19 protein-coding genes are annotated in these 25,116 nt (G+C 72.7%); 5 read left to right on the forward strand and 14 right to left on the reverse strand.

Annotated features, from left to right (window positions below; translation table 11 throughout):
- The first annotated feature begins 33 nt into the window (after positions 1 to 33).
- Positions 34 to 951: a bifunctional helix-turn-helix transcriptional regulator/GNAT family N-acetyltransferase gene (locus OOK38_RS09205; protein ID WP_266761920.1), complete on the forward strand. Its 918-nt coding sequence runs from the start codon at positions 34 to 36 to the stop codon at positions 949 to 951.
- Here the strand turns inward: OOK38_RS09205 and OOK38_RS09210 are convergent.
- The 5 genes from OOK38_RS09210 to OOK38_RS09230 all read right to left on the reverse strand — a co-directional run bounded on the left by OOK38_RS09210 (position 948) and on the right by OOK38_RS09230 (position 7,742).
- The gene (locus tag OOK38_RS09210) at positions 948 to 1,964 is read right to left on the reverse strand and encodes a hypothetical protein (protein ID WP_266761919.1); all 1,017 of its coding nucleotides are present in this window, start codon (positions 1,962 to 1,964) and stop codon (positions 948 to 950) included. The genes OOK38_RS09205 and OOK38_RS09210 overlap by 4 nt on opposite strands.
- A gap of 307 nt (positions 1,965 to 2,271) precedes the next feature.
- Entirely contained in the window at positions 2,272 to 3,261 is a 990-nt protein-coding gene (locus OOK38_RS09215) for a malate dehydrogenase (protein WP_266761917.1), read from the reverse strand.
- Positions 3,262 to 4,036: 775 nt separating this feature from the next.
- On the reverse strand, positions 4,037 to 5,305 hold the full coding sequence (locus tag OOK38_RS09220) for an XRE family transcriptional regulator (RefSeq protein WP_266761915.1): 1,269 nt from the start codon (positions 5,303 to 5,305) through the stop codon (positions 4,037 to 4,039).
- Positions 5,306 to 6,136: 831 nt separating this feature from the next.
- Entirely contained in the window at positions 6,137 to 6,799 is a 663-nt protein-coding gene (locus OOK38_RS09225; RefSeq protein ID WP_266761913.1) for a DUF3017 domain-containing protein, read from the reverse strand.
- Between the two features lie 88 nt (positions 6,800 to 6,887).
- A complete protein-coding gene (locus OOK38_RS09230) occupies positions 6,888 to 7,742 on the reverse strand; it encodes a bifunctional methylenetetrahydrofolate dehydrogenase/methenyltetrahydrofolate cyclohydrolase (protein WP_266761912.1) in 855 nt (284 codons plus the stop codon).
- A gap of 265 nt (positions 7,743 to 8,007) precedes the next feature.
- On the opposite strand from OOK38_RS09230, the gene OOK38_RS09235 reads away from it, so the two are divergent.
- Entirely contained in the window at positions 8,008 to 8,664 is a 657-nt protein-coding gene (locus tag OOK38_RS09235) for a hypothetical protein (RefSeq protein ID WP_266761910.1), read from the forward strand.
- Positions 8,665 to 8,768: 104 nt separating this feature from the next.
- Here the strand turns inward: OOK38_RS09235 and purH are convergent, their stop codons facing one another.
- Both purH and purN read right to left on the reverse strand, forming a co-directional pair.
- Positions 8,769 to 10,358, reverse strand: coding sequence for a bifunctional phosphoribosylaminoimidazolecarboxamide formyltransferase/IMP cyclohydrolase (purH, locus tag OOK38_RS09240; protein WP_266761908.1), 1,590 nt, complete (start codon positions 10,356 to 10,358; stop codon positions 8,769 to 8,771).
- Positions 10,355 to 10,975 (reverse strand): phosphoribosylglycinamide formyltransferase, encoded by a 621-nt coding sequence (gene purN / locus OOK38_RS09245; RefSeq protein ID WP_266761906.1) that lies wholly within the window; start codon positions 10,973 to 10,975, stop codon positions 10,355 to 10,357. Before purN ends, purH begins: the two co-directional genes overlap by 4 nt.
- Before the next feature lie 471 nt (positions 10,976 to 11,446).
- Between purN and OOK38_RS09250 the strand changes: the two genes are divergently transcribed.
- On the forward strand, positions 11,447 to 12,328 hold the full coding sequence (locus OOK38_RS09250) for a hypothetical protein (protein WP_266761904.1): 882 nt from the start codon (positions 11,447 to 11,449) through the stop codon (positions 12,326 to 12,328).
- 61 nt (positions 12,329 to 12,389) lie between these two features.
- Here the strand turns inward: OOK38_RS09250 and OOK38_RS09255 are convergent, their stop codons facing one another.
- Positions 12,390 to 14,162 carry a DUF6350 family protein gene (locus OOK38_RS09255; RefSeq protein ID WP_354006132.1) on the reverse strand — a complete coding sequence of 591 codons (1,773 nt, stop codon included), beginning with the start codon at positions 14,160 to 14,162 and terminating at the stop codon, positions 12,390 to 12,392.
- Positions 14,163 to 14,330: 168 nt separating this feature from the next.
- Between OOK38_RS09255 and OOK38_RS09260 the strand changes: the two genes are divergently transcribed.
- On the forward strand, positions 14,331 to 15,683 hold the full coding sequence (locus OOK38_RS09260; protein WP_266761902.1) for a helix-turn-helix domain-containing protein: 1,353 nt from the start codon (positions 14,331 to 14,333) through the stop codon (positions 15,681 to 15,683).
- A 77-nt stretch (positions 15,684 to 15,760) separates the two neighbouring features.
- Here OOK38_RS09260 and sucD read toward each other — a convergent pair whose 3' ends face one another.
- From sucD to OOK38_RS09275, 3 genes are all read right to left on the reverse strand, one after another.
- The gene (gene sucD / locus OOK38_RS09265) at positions 15,761 to 16,645 is read right to left on the reverse strand and encodes a succinate--CoA ligase subunit alpha (RefSeq protein WP_261705930.1); all 885 of its coding nucleotides are present in this window, start codon (positions 16,643 to 16,645) and stop codon (positions 15,761 to 15,763) included.
- A 21-nt stretch (positions 16,646 to 16,666) separates the two neighbouring features.
- Positions 16,667 to 17,845 (reverse strand): ADP-forming succinate--CoA ligase subunit beta, encoded by a 1,179-nt coding sequence (gene sucC, locus OOK38_RS09270; protein WP_266761899.1) that lies wholly within the window; start codon positions 17,843 to 17,845, stop codon positions 16,667 to 16,669.
- Between the two features lie 753 nt (positions 17,846 to 18,598).
- On the reverse strand, positions 18,599 to 18,976 hold the full coding sequence (locus tag OOK38_RS09275; protein ID WP_266761897.1) for a hypothetical protein: 378 nt from the start codon (positions 18,974 to 18,976) through the stop codon (positions 18,599 to 18,601).
- Between the two features lie 444 nt (positions 18,977 to 19,420).
- On the opposite strand from OOK38_RS09275, the gene OOK38_RS09280 reads away from it, so the two are divergent.
- Entirely contained in the window at positions 19,421 to 19,699 is a 279-nt protein-coding gene (locus OOK38_RS09280) for a hypothetical protein (RefSeq protein ID WP_266848330.1), read from the forward strand.
- A gap of 510 nt (positions 19,700 to 20,209) precedes the next feature.
- On the opposite strand, the gene OOK38_RS09285 is transcribed toward OOK38_RS09280, so the two are convergent.
- From OOK38_RS09285 to OOK38_RS09295, 3 genes are read right to left on the reverse strand one after another with little or no spacing between them, the layout of a single operon-like run.
- Positions 20,210 to 21,373: a VWA domain-containing protein gene (locus OOK38_RS09285; protein WP_266761895.1), complete on the reverse strand. Its 1,164-nt coding sequence runs from the start codon at positions 21,371 to 21,373 to the stop codon at positions 20,210 to 20,212.
- Positions 21,370 to 23,961 (reverse strand): DUF5682 family protein, encoded by a 2,592-nt coding sequence (locus OOK38_RS09290; RefSeq protein ID WP_266761894.1) that lies wholly within the window; start codon positions 23,959 to 23,961, stop codon positions 21,370 to 21,372. Before OOK38_RS09290 ends, OOK38_RS09285 begins: the two co-directional genes overlap by 4 nt.
- Positions 23,958 to 25,103 (reverse strand): AAA family ATPase, encoded by a 1,146-nt coding sequence (locus tag OOK38_RS09295; protein WP_266761892.1) that lies wholly within the window; start codon positions 25,101 to 25,103, stop codon positions 23,958 to 23,960. Before OOK38_RS09295 ends, OOK38_RS09290 begins: the two co-directional genes overlap by 4 nt.
- Positions 25,104 to 25,116 lie beyond the last annotated feature (13 nt).

Genomic DNA, 25,116 nt, shown 5'->3' on the forward strand with positions numbered 1-25,116 from the left:
AGCCGTGTTTCCTTTGACTAAAGTCAAAGGAATATGAAGCCAGTGTCAGCGGACCAGGTGACGGCGCTGCGGCGGTTCAACCGCTACTTCACCCGGCGCATCGGCGTTCTCGACGACCACTACCTCGGCCAGGACCGCCCCCTGGGCGAGGCCCGGCTGCTGTTCGAGATCGGTGGCGCGGGAGCCTCCCTGCGGGAGCTCCGGGCCCGGCTCGGCCTGGACGCCGGGTACTTGAGCCGGATGGTGCGGGCCCTGGAGAAGCAGGGCCTCGTCCGGGTGAGCGTTCACCCCGGCGACAGCAGACTGCGCCTCGCGGAGCTCACGGCCGCCGGGCAGGTCGAGGTCAAGGAGCAGAACCGACGGGCCAACGGGCTCGCCGAGGGCCTGCTCGGCGGCCTCGCCGCTCCTCAGCGCGCGGAACTGACCGCGGCCCTCGACACGGCCCACCGTCTGCTCCGGCTCGCCGCCATCACCGTCGAGACCGTCGACGGCGCGTCCCCCGACGCCCGCGCCTGTCTCGCCGCGTACGCGGCCGACATCGACGAAAGGTTCCCCGAGGGCTTCGACCCCGGCGACCTCGTCCGGCCCGACGAGGTGTCGGGCGACGCGGGCGTCTTCCTCGTCGCCTACGAGGAGGACCGCCCCGTGGGCTGCGGAGCGCTGCGCCGGCTCGCTCCCCGAGCGGGCGAGATCCGCCATGTCTGGGTGCACCCCGGCGCCCGGCGGCTCGGCCTCGGACGCCGCATCCTCGACGGCCTCGAACAACGGGCCGCCGAGCGGGACTTCACGGTCGTACGGCTGGACACACACGCCGTGCTCACCGAGGCGCAGGCGATGTACCGGGCGTGCGGATACATGGAGATCCCGCGGTACGACGACAACGTGTACGCGGCGCACTGGTTCGAGAAGCGGCTTCCCCGCGCCGGGGCGAGGAAGCCGCTCGGACGCTAGGTGCCGCTCGTGCAGTCGAACCCGGTCGGACAGAAGGAGTTCACGGCCGTCGTGAGCTGCTCGGTCAGGTCCGTGCCCGTCGGACCGCTCGCGACGACGGCGTACGGCGTGCCGTCGGCGGCCTGGAAGCGGTGGTCGACGGTCTGGGTGGCTCCGTACCGCTTGTCGTAGTAGCTGTAGCTGAACTCCGTCCAGCCGGTGCCGGTCCGCCGGTCCAGGTACTGGTAGTCCTTGGCCCCCTGCGCGATGCTCTCGGCCTGCGCGGAGGATTCCGCCGCCGAGGGCTCCATGATCTCGAACACCAGGAGCCTGCGGTTTCCGTCAGGCGCCGTGTAGGTGACGACGGGCGCCAGCTTGCCCTGCTTCTCCTCGCGCGCCCAGCCGTCCGGCACGTCCACGGTGTAGCCGAGCGGGTCGACCGCCCGGCTGTACCCGGGCGACGGCTCCGGGGCGGCGGTCTCCGCCGGGTCGGCGTAGGCGCCCTCGCTGCCCGAGGTGTTCAGGGTGTCCGGAGTCGCGCCGGGCTGCGACGCGGTGACGGTCACCGCGGGACCGGTCGGGCCCGCGTCCGGGTGCCCCGCCGGGTCGTCCCTGGTCAGCGCCCACAGCCCGCCGCCCACACCACCCGCCAGAACGGCCACGGCCACGATCACCAGAAGCAGCCGCCGCGAGTCACCGGCCCGCTGCGGCCCGCCACCCCCGGGCATCGCGCCGCCCCCGGGCCACGGCGGGGACTGCGGGGGTGACTGCGGGTGCGACCAGGACTGGGACTGCTGCTGCGGCCAGGGATGCTGGGGCGGCTGCTGCGGCATCGGCTGCGGTGGTACGGGGGCCGCGGGCGGATAGTGATCGGGCCGCGGCGAACCCGCCTGAGTGGCAGCCGCCCACCACTGCTGCCCCCCGTCCGGCGGCGCCCCACCGGCATCGGCACCGTCCTGGACCTGGCCGCCCTCGGGCCGCCCCGTACCGTCGTCCACCCATTGCCGACGGTCCGCGTCCCATCTCTGCGCCATCCCGCACCCCCGCTCCCCGTCGGCCGCACCCGGCGGCACCGATCTCGACGCTCTCGTCGCCGAACCTCTGCCGCGCCCTTGCCCCCCGGCGGACCGTACGTAACGACGATAGTGAGGATTCCGCCTGCCGCACCCCTCTTTATGACGACAAAGCACACACGTTCGATACGTACTTTCCGTACGCCTCACCGACCCCGCCGGACCCGGAACACAGCGATGCCCGGGTGGTGATCACCACCCGGGCATCGCGCGTACCGCGACGGACCGACTCACCCGAGCCGAACCCGTCAGATCCGTTCGGATCAGATCAGATCAGGCCGAGAGCGCGAACCGCCTCGCGCTCCTCCTCGAGCTCCTTCACGGAGGCCTCGATGCGGGTGCGGGAGAACTCGTTGATGTCCAGGCCCTGGACGATCTCGTACCGGCCGTCCTTCGTGGTGACGGGGAAGGAGGAGATGAGACCCTCCGGCACGCCGTAGGAACCGTCGGACGGGATACCCATGGAGGTCCAGTCGCCGTCCGCCGTGCCGTTGACCCACGTGTACACGTGGTCGATGGCGGCGTTGGCGGCCGAGGCGGCCGAGGACGCGCCACGGGCCTCGATGATCGCCGCACCGCGCTTGGCGACGGTCGGGATGAACTCCTCGGCCAGCCACTTCTCGTCGCTGACGACCTCGGCGGCGTTCTTGCCGGCGACCGAGGCGTGGAAGATGTCGGGGTACTGGGTGGCGGAGTGGTTGCCCCAGATGGTCAGACGCTTGATGTCGGCGACCGTGGTGCCCGTCTTCTTCGCGAGCTGGGTCAGCGCGCGGTTGTGGTCCAGACGGGTCATCGCGGTGAAGCGCTCGGCGGGTACGTCCGGAGCGGCGGCCTGGGCGATCAGCGCGTTGGTGTTCGCCGGGTTGCCGACGACCAGGATCTTGACGTCGTCCGCGGCGTTGTCGTTGATGGCCTTGCCCTGCGGCTTGAAGATGCCGCCGTTGGCCGAGAGCAGGTCGCCGCGCTCCATGCCCTTGGTACGGGGGCGGGCGCCGACGAGCAGGCCGACGTTGGTGCCGTCGAAGGCGACGTTCGGGTCGTCCGTGATGTCGATGCCCTGAAGGAGCGGGAAGGCGCAGTCGTCGAGCTCCATGGCGGTGCCCTCGGCGGCCTTCAGCGCCGGCGTGATCTCCAGGAGGCGCAGCTTGACCGGCACGTCCGCGCCGAGCAGCTGGCCGGAGGCGATGCGGAAGAGCAGGGCGTAACCGATCTGGCCGGCCGCGCCGGTGACGGTGACGTTCACGGGAGTGCGAGTCATGGCGTTCTCCGTATGACAGCTGGCGGTGGGGCGTCCCTGCCCCGGGTGCAGGATCGTCCCCTGCAACCACCGCAATGATCGATCAAAGGTCCCGATGATCGATCTCTCGGCGTCAAGAGAGATCCGCCGCCAGGCTATCGCGCATCCGGGACGCCGGACGTCAGGGTCCGTGTGGCCCACCCCACAGATGGCCCGAGAAGGCGGCCGCCGGGCCCGGGAGAGGGTGGGCTCGGCGACCGCCAAAGGGAGTACCAGGGGCACGGGAAGGGATCTCCCCCCTCCCCGAACGCACCGGATCCCGTGGGGGTACGGAGCCCCTGCCCCCTCCTTGCGAACCCAATCCCCCCAACCCGAGGATTTTTCCGCCCGGGCCGAACAACCTTCTTTCGCCCCCTCCACCCCTACCCGACCCACCCTGGGGCTCCGCCCCAGACCCCGCTCCTCAAACGCCGGAGGGGCTGAAATTGCCGAGCGCCGGAGGGACCGAAACTTCCCCGGCCAGGGCTGAATGAAAAGCGACCTCGCACCCGCAGCCGAAAGGTGACCACTGGGGCGAAGCCCAAGCCCCCGCGCACCCGCAGCCGGCAACGCACGGGAGGGGCCGTGCCGGTACATCCCTGATGTCCGTCGCTTACGTCCGGATCGAGCAGCGGCTCCCTAGGAAGCCCACGTCTGATCCAGCGGCGACGGACGGGGATGTACCGGCACGGCCCCGACCCACAACGCACCCGCACCCGCACCCGCACCCGCACGGAACGCCGACGCCGGCGTCCCGCTACTTCGTGCAGCCCTTCTGCCCGGACTTCAGCGTCGCGCAAGCCTTCGCGTCCCCCGCGTCCTTCACCGCGACCATCGGCGTGTACGCGTCCGCGTCCGCGTCCACCAGACCCGTCTGCTTCGCCGCGGCCCCCGACGACACCTCGACCCGGTCGCCCGCCGCCGCCTGCGTGACGCGAGCCCAAGCCGCCCCGCAGGTCTTGCTGTACCGCACCTCCACCAGCGCCGTCCCCACCGTCACACTGGTCGTGGTCTTGGCGAGTTCACCGCCGCAGCCCATGTCCTCGGGGTCCTTACCGGTGCACGAGGCCCCACTGCACTTCACCCCGGGCGGCAGATCGGGCTGAACACTGGCGGACGCGGCGGGCGTCTTCGGCGTACCGCCCGCGTCCTCCTTGTCCCCGCCCTGCGTGAGGTAGACGGCGGCCGCGACCACGACCAGCGCACCCACGACCCCGGCGAGGAACATCGTCAGCCGCCGCTTCCGCCGCGCGCCGTCCGCCCCCGAACCGGCACCGACGGGCCGCGCGTCCTGCGGCGGCGGACCCCCGGCCGCACGAGCCGGCCCCACCGGAGCCACCGGACCGAACTGCCCGCCTCGGTCGGACGGCGACCCGACGGCCCCCCAGCTGACGCCGGCACGCCCTGCGCCACCGGCCGAGGAGCCGGAGGCCCCACCGGAACCGGACGACGACCCGGACGACCCTCCGGCCGAAGAAACCCCGGAGGAAGAAACCCCGGACGACGACCCGCCGTACGACGGCTCACCCCCGTCCCGCCCGGACGGCTGCACCGGCACCGAAGGCGCCGACGGCGGAACCGTCGGCGCGCCCCCCGCAGGTCCAGCGACACCGGGCGCGGCGGTCACGCTGCCGCTCCTGCGGGCCGACTGCTGCGGCCCGCCGCTCCCCTTCGCCGAAGACGGCCCGAACTCCCCCAGCGCGGCGCGCGCCTGGGATATCCGTATCGCCTCCATCGTCATGTCGTGGCGCATCTCCGAACGGCTCCAGGCGCGCTCGGCCAGCTCCCACATGGTCGTCAGATGCACGGGACTGGTCCCGGTCACCTCGGCCAGCGCGACGATCGCGCCCTTGGGCGCGAGCAGCCGGCCGTTCAGGTACCGCTCCCAGGATGTCTTGCTGTAGCCCGTGCGGTCGGCCACCGCGGCGATGCTCAGCCCGCTCCGGTCGACGAGCCGTCGCAGCTGACTGGCGAACTCCCTGACCTGCGGATCGAGTTCATCCGGCAAGGCCTTCCAACGAGGCATTCTTTCCCCCCTCTTCCCCCCGTACGTGCACAACTGTCTTCCCCGCGCATGGCTCCCCGAGCTCTCGGCAACGCGTGGAGCAGGGGGCATCCCCGACTCCGCCGAATCCCCGTTCTGGCTACCCACAGGGATGCACTCGGTCCGGATCTCAGTTCCCGGGATGGGGGCGCACGGGAGCATTCGAGCCGGGGCATGCACCGTTGCACGCCCGCCGGGTCACGGTCCAGTGTTCCACCGGCATCGCGTACGACCGGCCGAACCCCCGCTCTTCGTACGGGACGTCCCGTACCGTCCCGATTGACCACGTTAGCCCGACTGTCGTGACAGATCGGTGTACATCCCTGAACTTGTCAAGACATCGACACAACGAGAACACAGATGCACCCCCAGACGCCCCAGAAACGGTCAGCGCCCCCGCAAGTAACCCACGGGCCGGAACGGGACCCGGCGAGCCGGAACGACCGCTCCGGGGGCCCGAGTCGGGCGGTTCCTGCCGAACGGCGCGCAGACCGTACCGGAATGGTCACTTCCGTGCCACAGCGGTCCGCCGGCTGTTGAACCGGCCCGTTCCCGTGCACAAGGGTTGACCCCGGGCGGAACACTCGCCCGATCGCGGCCCGTCCTTGACTCGGGGGAGAGGACGGGCCGCCGTCGTCCCCGGACCCGGACCCGGAACGGATTCTGCCCGCCGGCCGCCGCGACAGGGCGCCAGGCGTCAGGAGGCGGGCGGCGGCACACGGGGAGACAGAACGGCCCGCCCTCTCCCGAAGGAGAAGACGGGCCGCAGGTACGCCCGGGCAGGCGGGCGCGGACGCGCGAGCCGGTCCGCGGTCAGCGCACCGTGAAGTGCAGCGTGTCGTCGAGGAACGGGATCTCGAGCAACGGGTTGGGCTGAGCCATCATCGCGAGCAGGACGATGGCCGCGCCCAGGACGCCGTACGTGAGCATGTCCGTGAAGCGGGAGCGGACCGCGAGCATGCCCACGCTGGGCAGCATCCAGCGCATCACGGCGCCCGCGAGCAGCGCGGCGCCGATCAGGATCGTGCCGACCCGGAACACGTCGAGCGCGGTGAGCAGCAGGCCGAGCGCGACGGCCGACAGCACGGTGAGGATGGGCCACTGGCGCGCGGGCGCCGGGGCGTCCCCGGAGGCCGCCCGGCCGCCGCCCTCGGGCCGTGCCGTGTCCCGGGTGAACAGCGGGAAGCGGCGCGTGGTGCGCCGCGGCTTCCCCTCGGCGTCGGGCGCGCTGATGGCGTCCCGCACGGTCTCCTCGACCGGCTCCTCGGTCCCGGCCGGCTCCTCGGCCTCGGCCCGCTTGCCGGCCCGGGCCCGGGCCCGCTTGCCGGCGTCGGCCCGCTCGTCGGCCTCGGAGTCGGAGCCGGAGTCGGAGCCGACCCCGGACGACGGCTCGACGTCGGGGCCGGTCCCGGGCCCGGCCTCGGCCTCGGTCCGCGCGGCCGCCTCGCCGCGCGCCCCGGTGACGGCGTCACGCACGGCGCCCTCCGCATCCTGTACGGCCGACTCGGTACCGGCGGCTCGCGCGCCGCGCGGCGCGCCGTCCCCGGTCTGATGGGTGGTGCCGTCAGCCGACACTGCGCTCCGCCGCTTCCACCACGTTGACGAGCAGCTGGGCGCGGGTCATCGGGCCGACACCGCCCGGGTTCGGGGAGATCCAGGCGGCGACCTCGGCGACGTCCGGGTGGACGTCTCCGACGATCTTGCCCTCGGCGCTGCGCGAGACACCGACGTCGAGGACGGCGGCGCCCGGCTTCACGTCCTCGGCCCGGATGAGGTGCGCGGAGCCCGCGGCGGCGACGATGATGTCGGCGCGCTTGAGGTGCGCGGAGAGGTCACGGGTACCGGTGTGGCACTGGGTCACCGTGGCGTTCTCACTGCGCCGCGTCAGCAGCAGCGGCATCGGGCGTCCGATGGTCACACCGCGGCCGACGACCACGACCTCGGCGCCCTTGATCTCCACGCCGTAGCTGCGCAGGAGGGTGAGGACACCGTTCGGGGTGCAGGGCAGCGGGGCGGGCTCGTTGAGGACGAGACGCCCGAGGTTCATCGGGTGCAGGCCGTCCGCGTCCTTGTCCGGGTTCATGAGTTCCAGGATGCGGTTCTCGTCGATGCCCTTGGGGAGCGGCAGCTGGACGATGTAGCCGGTGCAGGCAGGGTCCTCGTTCAGCTCGCGGACCACCGCCTCGATCTCTTCCTGCGTGGCGGTCGCGGGCAGTTCGCGCTGGATGGAGGCGATACCCACCTGGGCGCAGTCGCGGTGCTTGCCCGCGACGTACTTCTGGCTGCCGGGGTCGTCCCCGACCAGCACCGTCCCGAGGCCGGGCGTGACGCCCTTCTCCTTCAGGGCCGCCACGCGGACGGTCAGGTCGGACTTGATCGCGGCTGCGGTGGCCTTGCCATCGAGAATCTGGGCGGTCATGGCCCCCATCCTCCCGGATGACCCGGTCCCGGTTCCAATCCGGGGCCGCGGCGGCCGCCGGGCGCCCGATTCGCCCGTATCCCGCCATGATCACCGATGTTGCACTTGCACAACACATAGGGAATGCCGCTGGACAAGTAAGAGTCCGCTAAAGAACGATGAGCACACAGTGTGTCGCGGGCAGTGCCGGGGGGACGGACCGCTCTGTAGAAATTCCTCCGAACCGTGCCACGCGTCGTCCCCAGGCAACGGAGGAAAACCCGCCATGAGTTTCGGCGACCCGAACAACCCTTACGGGCAGCCGCCCCAGCAGCCCCCCGCCCCTCCGCAGGCCCCGCCCGGCTACGGCTATCCGCAGGCCCCTCCCGGCGTGCCCCCGCAGGGCTACGGCTACCCGCAGCAGCCGGCGTATCCCGGCTACCCGGGCGGCAACTCGATGTTCCCTCAGACGATGCCGGGTCTGCTGACCACGGCGCGCGTCTTCCTGTTCATCATCTCCGCGGTGCAGATCCTGGCGGCGCTCGGCTGGTTCTACCTCGCCGCCATCGCCAACGACGTCTCGGACGCGGCGGACCGCTACAGCACGTCGTCGTCGGACGACCCGTTCGGCGCGTTCAGTGACGGTGCCGACATCGCGTCCGGCGTCATCGTGGTGATCGCCCTGATCGCGGCGGGCCTGGCGGCCCTGTCGATCACCCTGGGCGTGAAGTTCAGCAAGGGAGGTCAGGGCGTCCGCATCACCACCGTCGTCTACGGTGCGCTGGGCGGGATCGTCGGCCTGATCAGCCTCTTCGTGGGCCTGGACTCGGGCATGGCCTCCGCCGTCATCTTCCCGCTGATCTGGGTCACGTTCGCGGCCGTCATCACGGCGGCTCCGGTCGTGTCGAGCGGCACCGCCTGGTTCGCCCGACCGCGCTACTGAACCGTTCGCACTACTGAATCGTTCGCACTACTGAACCGTTCGCACCGAGGGCCGTGTCCCACCCTGCTACCAGGGGGGACACGGCCCTCGCGTTTCCTGCCGGATCAGTGGAAGAAGTGCCGCGTCCCGGTGAAGTACATCGTGACGCCGGCCTTCTTCGCGGCCTCCACGACCAGCTCGTCGCGGACCGAACCGCCGGGCTGGACCACGGCCTTGACGCCCGCGTCGGCGAGGATCTCCAGGCCGTCGGGGAACGGGAAGAACGCGTCCGAGGCGGCGTAGGAGCCACGAGCGCGCTCGGCGCCGGCCCGCTCGACCGCGAGCTTCGCGGAGTCGACACGGTTGACCTGGCCCATGCCGACGCCGACCGAGGCGCCGTCCTTGGCGAGCAGGATCGCGTTGGACTTCACCGCGCGGCAGGCGCGCCACGCGAAGGCCAGCTCGTCGAGCTCGCCCTCGCTCAGGGCGTCACCGGTCGCCAGGGTCCAGCTCGCCGGGTTGTCGCCGGCGGCCTGGAGCCGGTCGGTGACCTGGAGCAGCGCGCCGCCGTCGACGGGCTTGATCTCGACGGGAGCGGCCGGGGCCTGGTGGGCCCGCAGAACGCGGATGTTCTTCTTCTTGGTGAGGGCTTCGAGGGCGCCGTCCTCGTACTCGGGCGCGACGATGACCTCGGTGAAGATCTCCGCCACCTGCTCGGCCATCTCCTTGGTGACCGGCCGGTTGACCGCGATCACTCCGCCGAACGCGGACAGCGGGTCGCAGGCGTGCGCCTTGCGGTGCGCCTCGGCGACGTTCGACGCGATCGCGATCCCGCACGGGTTGGCGTGCTTGATGATGGCGACGCAGGGGTCCTCGTGGTCGTACGCGGCACGGCGCGCGGCATCCGTGTCCGTGTAGTTGTTGTACGACATCTCCTTGCCGTGCAGCTGCTCGGCCTCGGCGAGACCGCCCGTGCCGGAGGTGTAGAGGGCGGCGGGCTGGTGCGGGTTCTCGCCGTAGCGCAGCGTGTGCGCGCGCTCCCAGGTGGCACCGAGGAAGTCGGGGAACCGCGAGTCGTCGACCGGCGCGTACGAGGAGGCGAACCAGGAGGCGACGGCGACGTCGTACGCGGCCGTGTGCTGGAAGGCCTCGGCGGCGAGCCGCTTGCGGGTGCGCAGGTCGAAGCCGCCGCTCTGGACAGCGGTGAGGACGTCGCCGTAGCGGTCGGGGCTGGTGACGACGGCGACGGAGGGGTGGTTCTTGGCGGCCGCGCGGACCATCGAGGGACCGCCGATGTCGATCTGCTCGACGCACTCGTCGGGGGTCGCGCCGGACTCGACCGTCTCACGGAACGGGTAGAGGTTGACGACGACGAGGTCGAACGGCTCGACGCCGAGCTCGGCGAGCTGCTGCCGGTGGCTCTCGAGGCGCAGATCGGCGAGGATCCCGGCGTGGACCTTCGGGTGCAGGGTCTTGACGCGGCCGTCCAGGCACTCGGGGAAGCCGGTCAGCTCCTCCACCTTGGTGACGGGCACACCGGTCGCGGCGATCTTCGCGGCGGTGGACCCGGTGGAGACGAGCTCGACACCGGCCGCGTGCAGCCCGCGGGCCAGCTCCTCGAGACCGGTCTTGTCGTACACGCTGACGAGCGCGCGCCGGATGACCCGCTTGGTGCCCTCGGTGCTCTCGGCCGTGACTGTGCTGTCGGCGGTCACTGGATAACTACCTTTCGTCCCTCAATGCGATAGCCGTTGCGGGCGAGCCGCCCCACGACATCGACGAGCAGCCTTCGCTCGACTTCCTTGATGCGCTCGTGCAGAGCGCTCTCGTCGTCCTCGTTGCGGACCTCGACCACGCCCTGGGCGATGATCGGTCCGGTGTCGACGCCGTCGTCGACGAAGTGGACGGTGCAGCCGGTGACCCGGGCTCCGTACGCGAGCGCGTCGCGGACGCCGTGGGCGCCGGGAAAACTGGGGAGCAGCGCGGGATGGGTGTTGACGAACCGTCCGCCGAACCGGGCGAGGAATTCCTTCCCCACGATCTTCATGAACCCGGCGGACACGACGAGGTCGGGCTCGTACGCCGCGGTGGCCTCGGCGAGCGCCTGGTCCCACTCGTCCCGGCCGGCGTAGTCCTTGACCTTGCGCACGAAGGTCGGGAGCCCGGCACGCTCGGCCCGCGCGAGCCCTTCGATGCCGTCCCGGTCGGCGCCGACGGCCACGATCTCGGCACCGTAGGCCGCTGAGCCCGCCTCCGCGATGGCGTCGAGCAGAGCCTGCAGATTCGTACCTGATCCGGAGACCAGCACGACGAGGCGCTTGGCCTTGGCCACGACGGGGCCCTTTCTCGGGGGAGCACTTGTACGGTCGTACGAATGCTTCGCGCCCCGGGATACGGGGAAGTCTACGAAGCGGCCGACCGGCAGCAACGATACCGGCACACCGGGCGGCCCCCACGGGACGGGGGCGAGGCCGGAAGGTAGCGTCTGGGGAGGATCCACCCGGAACACCGTCCGGCGCGGGGAACGCCCCGCGCACGCGGGACGTTGACCTGGGACGAGAACGAACGGCCGGGGCACAGCCTCCGGCACCACCTGCGGCACCGCCCCGGAGACATCCGGAGCGCGTGTCCGGGGGTACGAAACTCGGGGCGCGAGTCCGGAGTACGAAGCTCGGGGCGTCAGTCCGGGGCGGACCGACCCGAGGCGTCAGCCCGGGAGGACCGGCTCGGGGCGCGCGTCACGAGCGCGAAGCTGTGTGGACACGCCGCCCGCCAGAACCACCAAGGGGAAGACGCTCACCTGATGCCGGACCGCAGTCTCCGACTCCCTCCGCTCCTGCTGCGCGAGCGGCGCCCTTCGTCCACCCCGCCGAGGTCGGGCGGGGACGGCTCCACAGGCGGGCCCGGCTCCGCGGACGGGAACGGCGGCTCGGCAGGTGGCAGCGGCGGCGGCCCCTCGGGCGAGCGCGGACCCGACGCGCCCGACACTCCCCCGTCCGGACCGTCCGCTCCCTCGAACCCCGACGACAATCCGTTCGCGCCGCCGCCGGAGGGGACACCCGACCGGCCCTGGCAGCCGCGCGGACACGGACAGGGGAACGGCCAGGACTCGGGCGAGAACGGCGAGGGCGAACAGTCCGGCCCCCGGTACACCCCCTGGGGCAGTCAGTGGAGCGACCGCCAGCCCGGACCCTCCGACGGTGGCGGTTTCGGCGACCGGCCCGGTGCGCCGAAGGGTGAGGGCGGTCCCGAAGGGCCCGACGGCGGACCCGGTACGGGCATGCGCTGGGACCCTACGGACCCCGCCCAGCGCCGCGCCCGTTTCGCGCTGCTCTCCGGCATGTGGGCGTTCTTCTTCGCCCTCTTCAGCTGGCCGTACGTGGCGCTGCTGCTCGGCGCGCTCTCTCTGTACTGGGGCATCAGCTCGCTCCGGACCAAGGCGCGCACGCCGGACCCGGACGCTCCGGCGCCCGATCCGAACGTCCGCCCCCAGACGACCGCCGCGGTGAGCGGCATCGTCACCGCGTCGCTGGCCATCGTGATCGTCGCCGCGACCTTCACCGCGCAGCTCGTCTACAGCGATTACTACTCCTGCACGAACGACGCCCTCACGAACGTCGCGAAGCAGTCCTGCGACGACCTTCTGCCGTCGCAGCTGCGCGACTGGCTGGGCACCGGCAACTGACGCCGCGCCTCCTGCCGGGGACTGCCACCCGGCAGGAGGCCTCCGCTTCTCCGGACCGCCCTCAGCGCGAGTCCTCCACTCCTCCGGACCGCCCTCGGTCCGGGCGGGTCAGACCCTCCGGGCTCTCCGGCCTCCCTGAGCCCTCCGGGGTCTCCGGGGTCTCCGGGTTCTCCGTGTCCTCCGCGTTCTCCGCGTCGGCCGGCCGGGCGGCCTTCTTCAACGCCTCCCAGCGGTTCTCCCGCGACGCCTCCTCGTGCCAGGCGGCCGCCGCGGCCTCCCCCGGCAGAGGGTCGTACGGCTCGTACGGCGCGTAGGGGTCGTACGGTTCGAAGTCCTCAAGGACGGACTCCAGCACCGCGGGGTCGACCCGAGCCGCAGCCTCCGCCCGGGCAGCGGGTGACGGCATCGACGGCGACGTCGGCCTGGGCAGCGGCGTCGGCACCGGCGTCGCGGGCGTGTCTCCCGTCCGGTGCGGCATCCAGGCGGGCATCCGCAGCCGGGGCTTCCGCCCGAATCCGCGCGCGTCCCGGCGGGCAGCCGCGCGCTTCGGCGCCCCGCGTCCCCGGCTCCGCCACTCCCCCGCGCCCACCGCGACGGGAATCCCGACGATCGCCGTCCACAGCGCCGCGGCGGGCCCCACCTGCCACCACACGGGTCCGAAGTGGGTCAGGGCGGCGACCCCCAGCGGCCCTCCCGCCAGCCCGGCGAGCACGCCGAGCGCGATGCCGCACCCTCCGGCGGCGAGTGCGACGACGGCCACCGTCCGTCCGAGCGACCACGGCTCCTCCCGGCCCGCCGCCCCCCGCACGGCCCCCGCCCTCACCGTGAACCACGCCACCGTCAGCCCGGCGGCCACCGGCACCAGCCCGCCCGCCCAGTTCGGTGGCGCCCCGGACCCCGCCCCCGGCACCGCCGCGAGCAGCGGGAACGCCGGGAGCAGATCGGTCGGCGCGCGCGTTCCCTCGGCGGCCGCGGACAACGGACCCACGACATGACCGGCGCTCAGGACGACACCCGGCCCGAGCCCGTAGGCCGCTCCCCACACCGCCGCGTTCGGCACCAGGACCAGACACAGCAGCAGAACGGCGAACCGCCCCGACCACCCACCGGTGAGCTGAACGAACGAGGCGCGGGCCGTGTCCCCGTGCCAGACCAGCGACGCCGCCACGAGCAGGGCCCCGCCTCCGACGAGGACCGCGACCCCGGCGGCGGCGGCGCGCACCGCGCCCCCGAGCACCCGGTCGTCGGCGGCGGCGAGCCGGCGTACGGCGGACACCGGTCGCACTCCGGCGAGCGGCAGGGCGTCCACGGCCCGCGTCCCCCAGAGCGGCATCGGCCCCCATGGACGCCCGTAAGCCGTCCAGACCCCCGCTCCCGCGGCGATCGCCGCGAGGAGTGGCAGGCAGATCACGGCCCAGGCCCAGGAGGGCCGCAACGTGCCGCCGGAGGCGTACCACGCGGCGGCCCAGGCGACGGACAGATAGCCGGCCGTGACGCCCGCCCACGCGGTACGCGGCGACGCCCCCGAGGTGACATCGGCCGCCTCACGCGCCGCCCGGTGCAGCAGCCACACCGGGAGCACGAGCAGGAGGAGCGGCGTCACCCCCACCGGCATCGGCAGACCGGACAGTGTGTCGGTGCGGATCAACTCCACGCCGTGCGCGAGCAGCCAGAGCGCGGCGGCGACATGCAGCGCCCCGTCCGGCCCGCTGTCCGGGTACGGCGAACTGATCCACAGCACCATGACGAGGACGGCGAACGCGCCGAGTCCGAGACCCGCGGCGAGGGCACCGCCCAGGAGGCCGGCCGCCAACCCTGGTGATCGGCCGCGCATCCGGGTGAGCAGGAGGGACAACGAGAGCCTGCGGTCGGTGATTTGGGTCACGACCGTCATGCTCCCAACGACACGCTCTTTCTCGTCGTAACAGGCGAACCTTGGATGTGTCGCTCAATATGCAGCTATGTACTTTTTCGTACGAAGGGGCGACCTGTGGGATCGGACATGACACAGAGCCCCGCCACCCCGCTGCCGGCGCCCGAGGAGCGCCGCCGTCTGCGCGAGGACCAGTCGCTGACCCAGACCGAGATGGCCGCCCGGCTCGGTGTCAGCCGGGCGACGGTGCGCTCGTGGGAGACCGGCCGCACGACGCCGCGCGGCCGCAAGCGGGAAGCGTACGTGAGGCTGCTCACCGCCGATCCGGCCCACTCACCCGCCGAGGTGAACGCCCGTCAGGAGGAAACCTCGCCCGAACTGGTGGGGGCGGGGGCGACACCGGCGCACGAGACCCGCTCCGCCGACGGCGAGACCCGGTCAGCCGACAGCGCGGAGCGGTCCGGCGACAGCGGGGAGCGGTCCGGCGACAGCGGGGAGCGGTCCGGCGAGGGCGACGAACGGCCGGGCGGAAGCGGGAAGCGTTCCGCCCGGGACAGGAAGCGTCCCGCCGAAGGGACAGGCCCGTCCGCCACGGACAGGGAGCGGGCCGCGGCGGCGAAGGAGCGGCTCGCCGAGGGCAGGCAGCGGCCTGCCGAGGACGGGGACTCCGCTCTCCCGGAGCCGTCACTGACACCCGCTCAGGCCTTCGACGCGCTCTACGCGTTCTGCGCCCCCGCCCTTGTACGGCAGACCTATCTGCTGACCGGGCGGCGCGAGCTGGCCCGCGAATCCGTGGAACGCGCGTTCCAACTGGCCTGGCACCGCTGGCCCGAGGTGGCCGTGGACCGGGACCCGGCCGGATGGGTACGTGCGACGGCCTACGAGTACGCGCTCTCCCCCTGGCATCGGCTGCGTCCGCGCTACCGGCACCCGGAGGCGCCGCCCGCCGGCGCCGCCGACCGCGCGCTGCTCGACGTACTCCTCGATCTGCCGCCCGTGTACCGGCGCACGCTGCTGCTGTACGACGGTGTCGGGCTCGGGCTGCCGGAGACCGCGGCCGAGACGGAGGCGAGCACGCCCGCGGCGGCCAATCGGGTGCTGCACGCGCGCGAGGCCGTCGCCGCCCGGCTGCCGGAGCTGGCCGTGCCGGAGGAGCTGCACTGGCGGCTCGCCGAGCTCGCGAGCTCGGAGCGGCTGCGCGCGGCGAAGCCCCGCACGGTCCGCTGGCACGGCGAGCGCCGCGCCCAGCAGTGGACCCGGGCGGCCATCGCCTTCACGGTCCTGCTCGTCGGGGTGACCGCCCTGACGATGCGCACGGCCCCCGACCACTACGAAGCCCCCCTCGCCCCGCCGGAGACCATCCACGGCCTGCCGCCCCGGGCCGCCCCCGGACCGCTCTCCGCAGCGGAGCTGAAACTCCGGGCCAAGCTGAAGGCCGAGACGGCGAGGGGCCCCGAGCGGCTGATCCCGGAGGTCCGCTGACGTCCGGGCGGCAGAACGCCGGTGGGCCCGCACCCCTCGAGGGGTGCGGGCCCACCGGCGTTCGGTCGAGCGGTGGCTCAGCCCGCGAGGATCTCGCGCGCGAGCTTCGCCGTCTCGGTCGGCGTCTTGCCCACCTTGACGCCCGCGGCCTCGAGGGCCTCCTTCTTCGCGGCGGCCGTGCCGGAGGAGCCGGAGACGATGGCGCCGGCGTGGCCCATGGTCTTGCCCTCGGGCGCGGTGAAGCCGGCGACGTAGCCGACGACCGGCTTCGTCACGTTCTTCGCGATGAAGTCCGCCGCACGCTCCTCGGCGTCGCCGCCGATCTCGCCAATCATGACGATCAGGTCGGTATCGGGGTCGGCCTCGAACGCGGCGAGCGCGTCGATGTGCGTCGTACCGATGACCGGGTCGCCACCGATGCCGACGGCGGACGAGAAGCCGATGTCACGGAGCTCGTACATCATCTGGTACGTCAGCGTGCCCGACTTCGAGACCAGGCCGATGCGGCCCGGCTTCGTGATGTCGCCCGGGATGATGCCGGCGTTGGACTGGCCCGGGGTGATGAGACCGGGGCAGTTCGGGCCGATGATGCGGGTCTTGTTGCCCTTCGACTTCGCGTACGCCCAGAAGGCGGCGGAGTCGTGGACGGCGATGCCCTCGGTGATGACGACCGCGAGGGGGATCTCCGCGTCGATCGCCTCGACCACGGCGGCCTTGGCGAAGGCCGGCGGCACGAAGAGGACGGACACGTTGGCGCCGGTCTTCTCCATGGCCTCGGCGACCGTGCCGAAGACGGGGATCTCATTGCCGTCGATGTCGACGGACGTGCCCGCCTTGCGCGGGTTCACGCCACCGACGATGTTCGTCCCGTCCGCGAGCATGAGCTTGGTGTGCTTCATGCCCGTGGCACCGGTCATGCCCTGGACGATGACCTTGCTGTCCTTGTTCAGGAAGATAGCCATGGCTGTTTAGTCCCTCGTCCCTTACTTCGCAGCCGCGAGCTCGGCGGCCTTGTCGGCCGCGCCGTCCATGGTGTCCACGCGCTGGACCAGCGGGTGGTTGGCGTCCGACAGGATCTGACGACCCAGCTCGGCGTTGTTGCCGTCGAGACGCACGACCAGCGGCTTGGTGACTTCCTCGCCCTTGTCGGCGAGCAGCTGGAGCGCCTGGACGATGCCGTTGGCGACCTCGTCACAGGCGGTGATGCCGCCGAAGACGTTGACGAAGACGGACTTGACGTCCGGGTCGCCGAGGATGATCTCCAGGCCGTTCGCCATGACCGCGGCGGAGGCGCCGCCGCCGATGTCGAGGAAGTTGGCGGGCTTGACGCCACCGTGGTTCTCACCGGCGTACGCGACGACGTCGAGGGTGCTCATGACGAGACCCGCGCCGTTGCCGATGATGCCGACCTCACCGTCGAGCTTGACGTAGTTGAGGTTCTTGGCCTTGGCGGCGGCCTCGAGCGGGTTGGCCGCGGCGTGGTCGACGAGCGCCTCGTGGTCCGGCTGACGGAACTCGGCGTTCTCGTCCAGCGACACCTTGCCGTCGAGGGCGATGACCTTGCCGGAGGCGACCTTGGCGAGCGGGTTCACCTCGACGAGGAGGGCGTCCTCCTTGATGAAGGTGTCCCACAGCGTCACCAGGATCTCGGCGACCTGCTCCGCGACCTCGGCCGGGAACTTCGCCTGGGCGACGATCTCGCGGGCCTTCTCGATCGACACGCCTTCGTTGGCGTCGACCGGCACCTTCGCGAGGGCGTCGGGGTTCTCCTCCGCGACGACCTCGATCTCCACGCCGCCCTGAACGGACGCCATGGCGAGGAAGGTGCGGTTCGTGCGGTCGAGGAGGTACGAGACGTAGTACTCCTCGACGATCTCGGGCGCGGTCTCGGCGATCATCACCTTGTTGACCGTGTGGCCCTTGATGTCCATCCCGAGGATGTCCGTCGCGCGGGCGACGGCCTCGTCGGGGGTGGCGGCGAGCTTGACGCCGCCGGCCTTGCCGCGGCCACCGACCTTCACCTGGGCCTTGACGACGGACTTGCCGCCAAGACGCTCGGTCGCCTCGCGGGCTGCCTCAGGCGTGTCAATGACTTCACCGGCCAGCACCGGTACACCGTGCTTGGCGAAGAGGTCCCTCGCCTGGTACTCGAACAGGTCCACGCGCGTCCGTCCCTATCAGTGATCTCGCGGTTCGTTGGATGCGTGGGCGTGCCGCGAAGGGCAACGTGACGTCCGCTGTCACAAGGGTGGCGCACACGGTGTCCGAGCGCGCGGCATGTCCGTCTCGCAGGTTATCGCCGCTGGACGCGGGTCCCTAAATCGCAGGTCACACCTCAGCGGTGATACCTGTCACAGATCGTGCCCGGACGGGGCCTCACCAGGCTGGGGTTTGCCTGGTGAGGCCCCTCGAACGGCCCCGAAGGGCCCAGGGCGGGTGGTCCCCACCCCAATGGGGACCACCCGGCCCTCCCGCAGGGGTCCGGCCGGACGGATCCGACGGCTTTCGGCCATCCGGGCCATGACCCTGCGGAAGTCGATCATCTGCGGCACGCCGTTCCGCGGCCGGGCGTGTCGCACGGCGCCGCATGACACGCCCGTCCCCCGCACGACACGCCCGTCCCACGTGACGTCCGATGCCTACGCACTGCGCACGCAGTGGGTCGATCACAGACAGTGCATTCAGCACGAGACGTACGGGCCGTACACGCCGAGCGGGCCGAACGGTCTGACGCGGTCTGAGCGGTCTGTCTGAGCGGTCTGAGCGGCGTACGTGCTGTGCGGAGGGGCGTGCTCGGTGTGCTCGGCACCCGGGGTGCGCCAGGCGGTTTCCGCCGGAGCGCTGACCCGACAGCGCGCCGGGCCGGGCCGGGCGGGAAGGGGAGACCTCTCCGGGCCGGGCAGCGGGGAACCGCCCTAGCCGGGGAGGACGGGAATGGCCCGGTGCCGGTCCCGGGTCCCGGCCGGGGGCACATCCGCCGAAGCGCCGGGCGCGAGCCGGAGCGGCACCCGGTGGTTCGGAGTGACGGCGTGCGCGTCGCCGTGCCGCGGCGCGGGGCTGTCCACGGCGGACTGCCTGCCCAGCGCGCCGCTCGGATCGCCGGGAGGCGCCTTCCGGGCCGGGGCCTGCCCCGCCTGTACGACGTCCTGGACACGGCGCTCCACGACAACCGCGCCGCCCGCCCCGAAGCCGCCCGGTCCGTACGCGGGGACGGTGGAAGCGGGAGCGTCCGACCGCCGCCCCGTGCCGCCCCCGCCCTTCGTCGCGCTGGACTGCTCCGCGACGCCACTCACCGGCTGCCGGGCCACCGCGACGAACGGAGGCCGCGCACCCGCGCCGGGAAACACGCACGGACTCGCAGGGTCGGGCTGACCCGACGGGAGGAGAAGCCCCGGCGGAGCGAGGAGTCCCGGCGGTGCGGGGAGTCCCGGCGGTGCGGGGAGTCCCGGGGCGGGAAGTCTCGGCACGGACAGCATCGCGCCCGGCGACCTCGACAGCCCCCTGCTCACCGACTCGACCAGATCCCCGACCGGCCGTACGACAAGCCCGCCGGCCGGCCCCGCGACGTCCCCCAGGGCGCGGCCCACGCCATCGGCGACCCCGTCGATGACCCGCGGGACCCGAGCGGAGAGCCTGCCGCGAGTGCCGGGCACGACGCGAGCGCGGGAGACGGCGTGCGTGTCGGGTGCGACGGGAGCGAGGGGTACGCGGCGCGTGACCGGCGCGCCATGAGGAGCGTGGCTGACCGGCATGCCGTGTGCGGCGGGCACAACGTGCGGGACCGGTACGACGTGCTGCGTGACTGGCGCGGCGCGCGGGACCGGTGCGGCGCGCGGGACCGGTGCGGCGGGAACGGCAAGTGCGGCGGGGTCATTCTGGGCCGCCGGGGCGGCCGGGGCGGCCCGCTGAACCTGTGGGGCTCTCGTAGTCCGTGCGGCTTGTACGGCCCGGTCAGATCCGCCGGGCGGCTCGGCCCGTACGGCCGGCTCCGTGCGTGGGGCGGGCTCGGGCTCTGATTCGAGGACGCCCACGACGGAAGCGGTGCCGCTCGCGGCGGGCCTGGTGTGCGAAGCCGGCTTCAGCAGGTCCGCCGAAGTCCGGTCCACGGAGGTCCGGGCCACCGAAGTCCGAGCCGCCTCGAGGACCCGGACGGAAGGCGGGTGCGTCGCCCCGTCGGCCGCCTGCGCCTGCCCTCCGCAAAGGAACCCGAGTGCGCAGAACCCGCCCGCCAGCAGGACCACCCGCAGCGCACGCCGCCCGGCCGTGCCGCGCACCAAGCGCGGAACAGCACCCGACGACGCGGCTGGCTGGGTCAAGACGGGGAGGGTCCTCCCGTACGAAGGGACGCGAGGGCACACAAGGGAACGGAACGAACGCGAACGCCTCGGAAATGCCCGGGTCGGCACGGGCCGCCAAGGAATCGCAAGGCAGAGCCCGTTGGCCGCGTCGATCCTCGCACGGGACCGAAGAGGGTGCGCAAGTCCCCTGTTACCGATGGATACCCATGTCCCGATTCCCGCCCCTTCTCACCTGGTGTCCGGTATCGGAAGCGGCCGCTTCTCGATCGCCGCCGCCATGACCTCGGGAAACAGATCGGGCGTACAGGCGAACGCCGGTGCGTCGAGCGCCGCGAGCGCCGCCGCGTGCTCGCGGTCGTACGCGGGCGCCCCCTCGTCGGACAGCGCGAGCAGCGTCACGAACTGCACCCCCGACGCCTTCATCGCCGCGACCCGCTTCAGCATCTCGTCGCGGATCCCGCCTTCGTAGAGGTCGCTGATGAGGACGACGACCGTGTCGGCGGGCTTGGTGATCTGCGACTGGCAGTACGCGAGTGCCCTGTTGATGTCCGTGCCGCCGCCGAGCTGGGTGCCGAAGAGGACGTCGACCGGGTCGTCGAGCTGGTCGGTGAGGTCGACGACGGCCGTGTCGAAGACCACGAGCCGGGTGGCGATGGACCGCATCGAGGCGAGCACGGCACCGAACACGGAGGCGTAGACGACCGACGCGGCCATCGACCCCGATTGGTCGATGCAGAGGATGACCTCCTTCTTCACGGACTGCGAGGCACGCCCGTAGCCGATCAGCCGCTCGGGCACGATCGTGCGGTACTCGGGCAGGTAGTGCTTCAGGTTGGCCGCGATCGTGCGGTTCCAGTCGATGTCGTGGTGGCGGGGTCTGCTGATCCGGGCACTGCGATCGAGGGCGCCGGTGAGCGTGGCCCGGGTGCGGGTGGCGAGCCGCTTCTCCAAGTCCTGGACGACTTTGCGCACGACGGCCCGCGCGGTCTCCTTCGTCGTCTCCGGCATGGCCTTGTTGAGGGAGAGGAGGGTGCCCACCAGGTGCACGTCGGCCTCCACCGCCTCCAGCATCTCGGGCTCCAGGAGCAGGGCGGAGAGCCCGAGCCGGTCGATGGCGTCGCGCTGCATCACCTGCACCACGGACGAGGGGAAGTAGGTCCGGATGTCGCCGAGCCAGCGCGCGACCGACGGCGCCGATGCGCCGAGCCCCGCCGAACGGTCCCGCCCCGACTGCCCCTTGCTCCCCTTCCCGTACAGCGCGCCCAGCGCCCCGTCCATGGCGGCGTCCTGCCCGGTGAGCACGCACCCGGTGCCGTCCGCCTCGTCGCCGCCGAGCACCAGCCGCCATCGCCGCAGCCGCTCGCCGTCGGCGCCCACCGCTGCCTCGGTCATGGAGCCACCCTCACAAGGTCGTTGTCGTGATGTGTCCGGCCGGCACCGTCGCCGCCGTCACCTCCGCCGTCACCGCCGTCGGCCCGGCCATCCACGTCGTCGTCGGCCCCGCCCGGCTCGCCGAGCCCCAGCAGCAGGCTCAGCATCGGCAGCACAGCGTCCGCGCGCTCGGTGTCGAGATCTGCGGCGAATCCGGGTATTCCGGAGCCGGTGGCCTCGGCACTCGCCCGTACTCCCGGGCCGCGCCGGACCAGTTCGCCCAGCGTCCTGCGCACCCCCGTCTCGTACGCCGAGAACGTCCGGCGCAGCAGCGGCAGCACATCGGTGAACGCGTCCGTCGGCACCCCGGTCAGCCACGCGTCCACCAGTCCGAGCAACCGCTCGTCGTGCACGAGCAGCATGCCGCCCCCGGAGCCGCCCCCGACGAATCCCTCGATCCACGCGGCCGCGTCCGCGGGCTCCGTCCCCGGCGACAGCACGAGGCCCATGAGCCGCGCCGCCTCCTCCTGCGCCAACTCCCCTTCGTCGAGGAGAAGCCGGACCGCCCGCCCCCTGACCACCCCCGGAACGGTGTCCCGCGCGGCGAGCAGCCGCAGCACGGAGTGCCAGCGCCCACGGATGCCGCCGGCCGAAGCGGTATCACCGGCAGGAGCGGTGTCACCGTCCGGAGCGGGCTCGGCCAGCAGCCCCACCGCTCCGTGCACGGCGTCGATGTGGCGGCGCATCTCCTCGGCGGCGTCGCTGTCCAGGGCGACGCAGGCCGGGGGGAGGCCCACGAAGACGCGCTCGGCCAGCCCGGCCGCGACATCCGCGAGGGCGTGGGTGTCCGTGCCGCGCACGTCGCCGTAGCGCAGGGAGCGGACGAGCGCGGGCAGAGCCTGCGCGAGGTGGCCCACGTCCGCGTCGAGGGCGGCCCGGTCGGCGAGCACCCGCATCACCACGGGGAGCGCGTCCGGGAGTTCGGCGAGGAGGCAGCGCTCGGCGAGCGCCGTGACGTCGGCCAGGGAAGGCGCGCCCACGGCGTCCGCCTCGGCCTTGGCCGTCGCGGCGGCCGGAACCGTCGTGCCCCACACGCCGGCCTCGGCGACCCGCACCGACAACTCCGGCTCCCAGCGCAGCCGCCAGGTCTCCCTGAAGGTGCCCGTGCTGCCGCGGGACGTCGTGGGCTCGCCCCACGCGACGCCCAGGAGACGCAGCCGGTGCAGCAGTGTGCTGCGCCCCGCGTCGGTCTCCTTGCGCAGGTCGAGCTCCACCTCCCGTTCCAGTGCCTCGGGTTTGAGCCGCAGCCGCCGCTGCGACCGCGCGAGATCCCGCTGCAACGGCACCGCCGGGGCGGACTCCGGCACCTCGCCCAGCACATCCCCGACCACGAGCCGGTCGCGCACCAGCGCCAGGGGGACGTCCGAGCCCTCGCACATCACGGCCCGGACGGCATCGGTGGTCTCGGTCAGCCCGGGCAGCGGGCGGCCTCGCATCGCGGCGAGGGTGTCGGCCAACCGCACGGCCTCGATGACATGGGCGGACGACACGCCCCGGTCCTCGTCGCGCAGCAGCCGGGCCACCTTGGTCATCCACCGCACGACCGGGCGGTCGGGGGCGCTGAACAGATGTCCGTACCAGCCCGGCGAGTCGATGCCCGCCCCGTACCCGCTGACCCGGGAGAGCCGGCGGTGTGTCCAGGGCACCCACGTCAGGTCGACCTTGGCCCTGGGCAGGCCCTTGAGCAGCGCCCGGTCGGCGCCGACCGTGGTCCTCCGCCGCAGCGCGGGCACGTGCCAGGCGCCGCACACCACGGCCACGTCGTCCCCGAACTCCCGCCGCGCCGAACGGATCTGGAGCCGCATGTACGCCTCCCGCACCAGGTCCCGGTCGTGGCCCCCGACCCCGTACGTCTCCCGCAGCGCCTCCATGGCCTCCTCCAGCACGGTGAACGGCGCGAACGGATCGCCCGCGGTCCCGGCCCGGTGCTCGACGACGTCCTCCCACCAGCGCTCCGGGTCGTCGTAACCCGCTGTCTCGGCGAGCACCGCGAGGGGGTCGATCCGTACGGACGCCTCGAGGGGCCGGTCCGTGGCGCCGCCCTCGTCCGGTCGGCCGGGATCCGCCCCCGGGCCGAGCGCGTCGGGGTTCCCGGCCGCTACGGGGTCGGCGGGGTGGGCGGGAGGCGTGCTCCCCGGCTCGTCCCGGTCCGGGTCCGCCCCGTCCCTCCCCCAGGCCAGGGTGTGGGCCGCCGGGAGGTCGATGAAGCGGGCCGGCACTCCGTGCTCCAGAGCCCACCTGATCGCGACCCACTCCGGCGAGAACTCGGCGAGCGGCCAGAAGGCCGAGTTGCCCGGCTCGTCCACGACATGGGCGAGGAGCGCCACGGGGGGCCGCATGTCCTTCTCGGCGGCCAGCGGGACGAGTGCGTCCGCCTCGGGCGGTCCCTCGATCAGTACGACCCGGGGAACCGCCGCCTCCAGCGCGGCCCGCACGGCCCGCGCCGACCCCGGCCCGTGATGACGCACACCGAGCAGCAGCGGCCCGGCACCCCGCTCGGTCACCCCGCCCCGCGGCGCGGGCGGCTCGGTGTCCCGTACTCCGCTCATGCGCTCACCTCGCGGCAGGCCCGGTAGAAGTCCTTCCAGCCGTCCCGCTCGCGGACGACCGCTTCCAGGTACTCCTGCCAGATGACGCGGTCGGCCGCCGGGTCGCGGACGACGGCACCGAGGATGCCCGCGGCGACATCGCTCGCCCGCAGGACGCCGTCGCCGAAGTGGGCGGCCAGAGCGAGGCCGTTGGTGACGACGGAGATCGCTTCGGCCGTGGACAGCGTGCCGCTGGGCGACTTCAGTTTCGTCCGTCCGTCGGCCGTGATCCCGTCGCGCAGCTCCCGGAAGACGGTGACGACGCGGCGGATCTCGTCGATGCCCTCGGGCACGGCGGGCAGGTCGAGGGAGCGGCCGATCTGGTCGACCCGGCGCGAGACGATGTCGACCTCGGCGTCGGCGCTCTCCGGCAGCGGCAGGACGACCGTGTTGAAGCGGCGGCGCAGCGCGCTCGACAGTTCGTTGACCCCGCGGTCGCGGTCGTTGGCCGTGGCGATCAGGTTGAAGCCGCGGACGGCCTGCACTTCCTGGCCCAACTCCGGGATCGGCAAGGTCTTTTCGGAGAGGATCGTGATCAGGCTGTCCTGAACGTCCGCGGGCACGCGGGTCAGTTCCTCGACGCGGGCCGTCATGCCCTCGGCCATGGCCCGCATGACGGGGCTCGGCACGAGCGCGTCCCGGCTGGGCCCGTGCGCGAGCAACTGCGCGTAGTTCCAGCCGTACCGGATGGCCTCCTCCGGCGTGCCGGCCGTGCCCTGCACGAGCAGCGTCGAGTCACCGCTGACCGCGGCGGCCAGATGCTCGGACACCCACGTCTTCGCGGTGCCGGGCACGCCGAGCAGGAGCAGCGCCCGGTCGGTGGCGAGGGTGGTGACGGCGACCTCGACGATGCGGCGCGGCCCCACGTACTTGGGGGTGATGACGGTGCCGTCCGGCAGTGTGCCGCCCAGCAGGTAGGTGGCCACGGCCCAGGGTGACATGAGCCAGCGTTCCGGGCGGGGCCGGTCGTCCTGCGCGGCGAGCGCGGCGAGTTCGGCGGCGAAGGCGTGCTCGGCGTGCGGCCGCAGCGCCTCGCTCTGCCGGCTCGCCTCCCTGTCTCCCGCGGGTGTGTGGACGGACGTCGGTTCAACGGACACGGACATGGCTCGGTCCCCC

The sequence above is a fragment of the Streptomyces sp. NBC_00568 genome (assembly GCF_026341855.1).
In the GTDB taxonomy this organism is placed as follows: Bacteria; Actinomycetota; Actinomycetes; order Streptomycetales; family Streptomycetaceae; genus Streptomyces.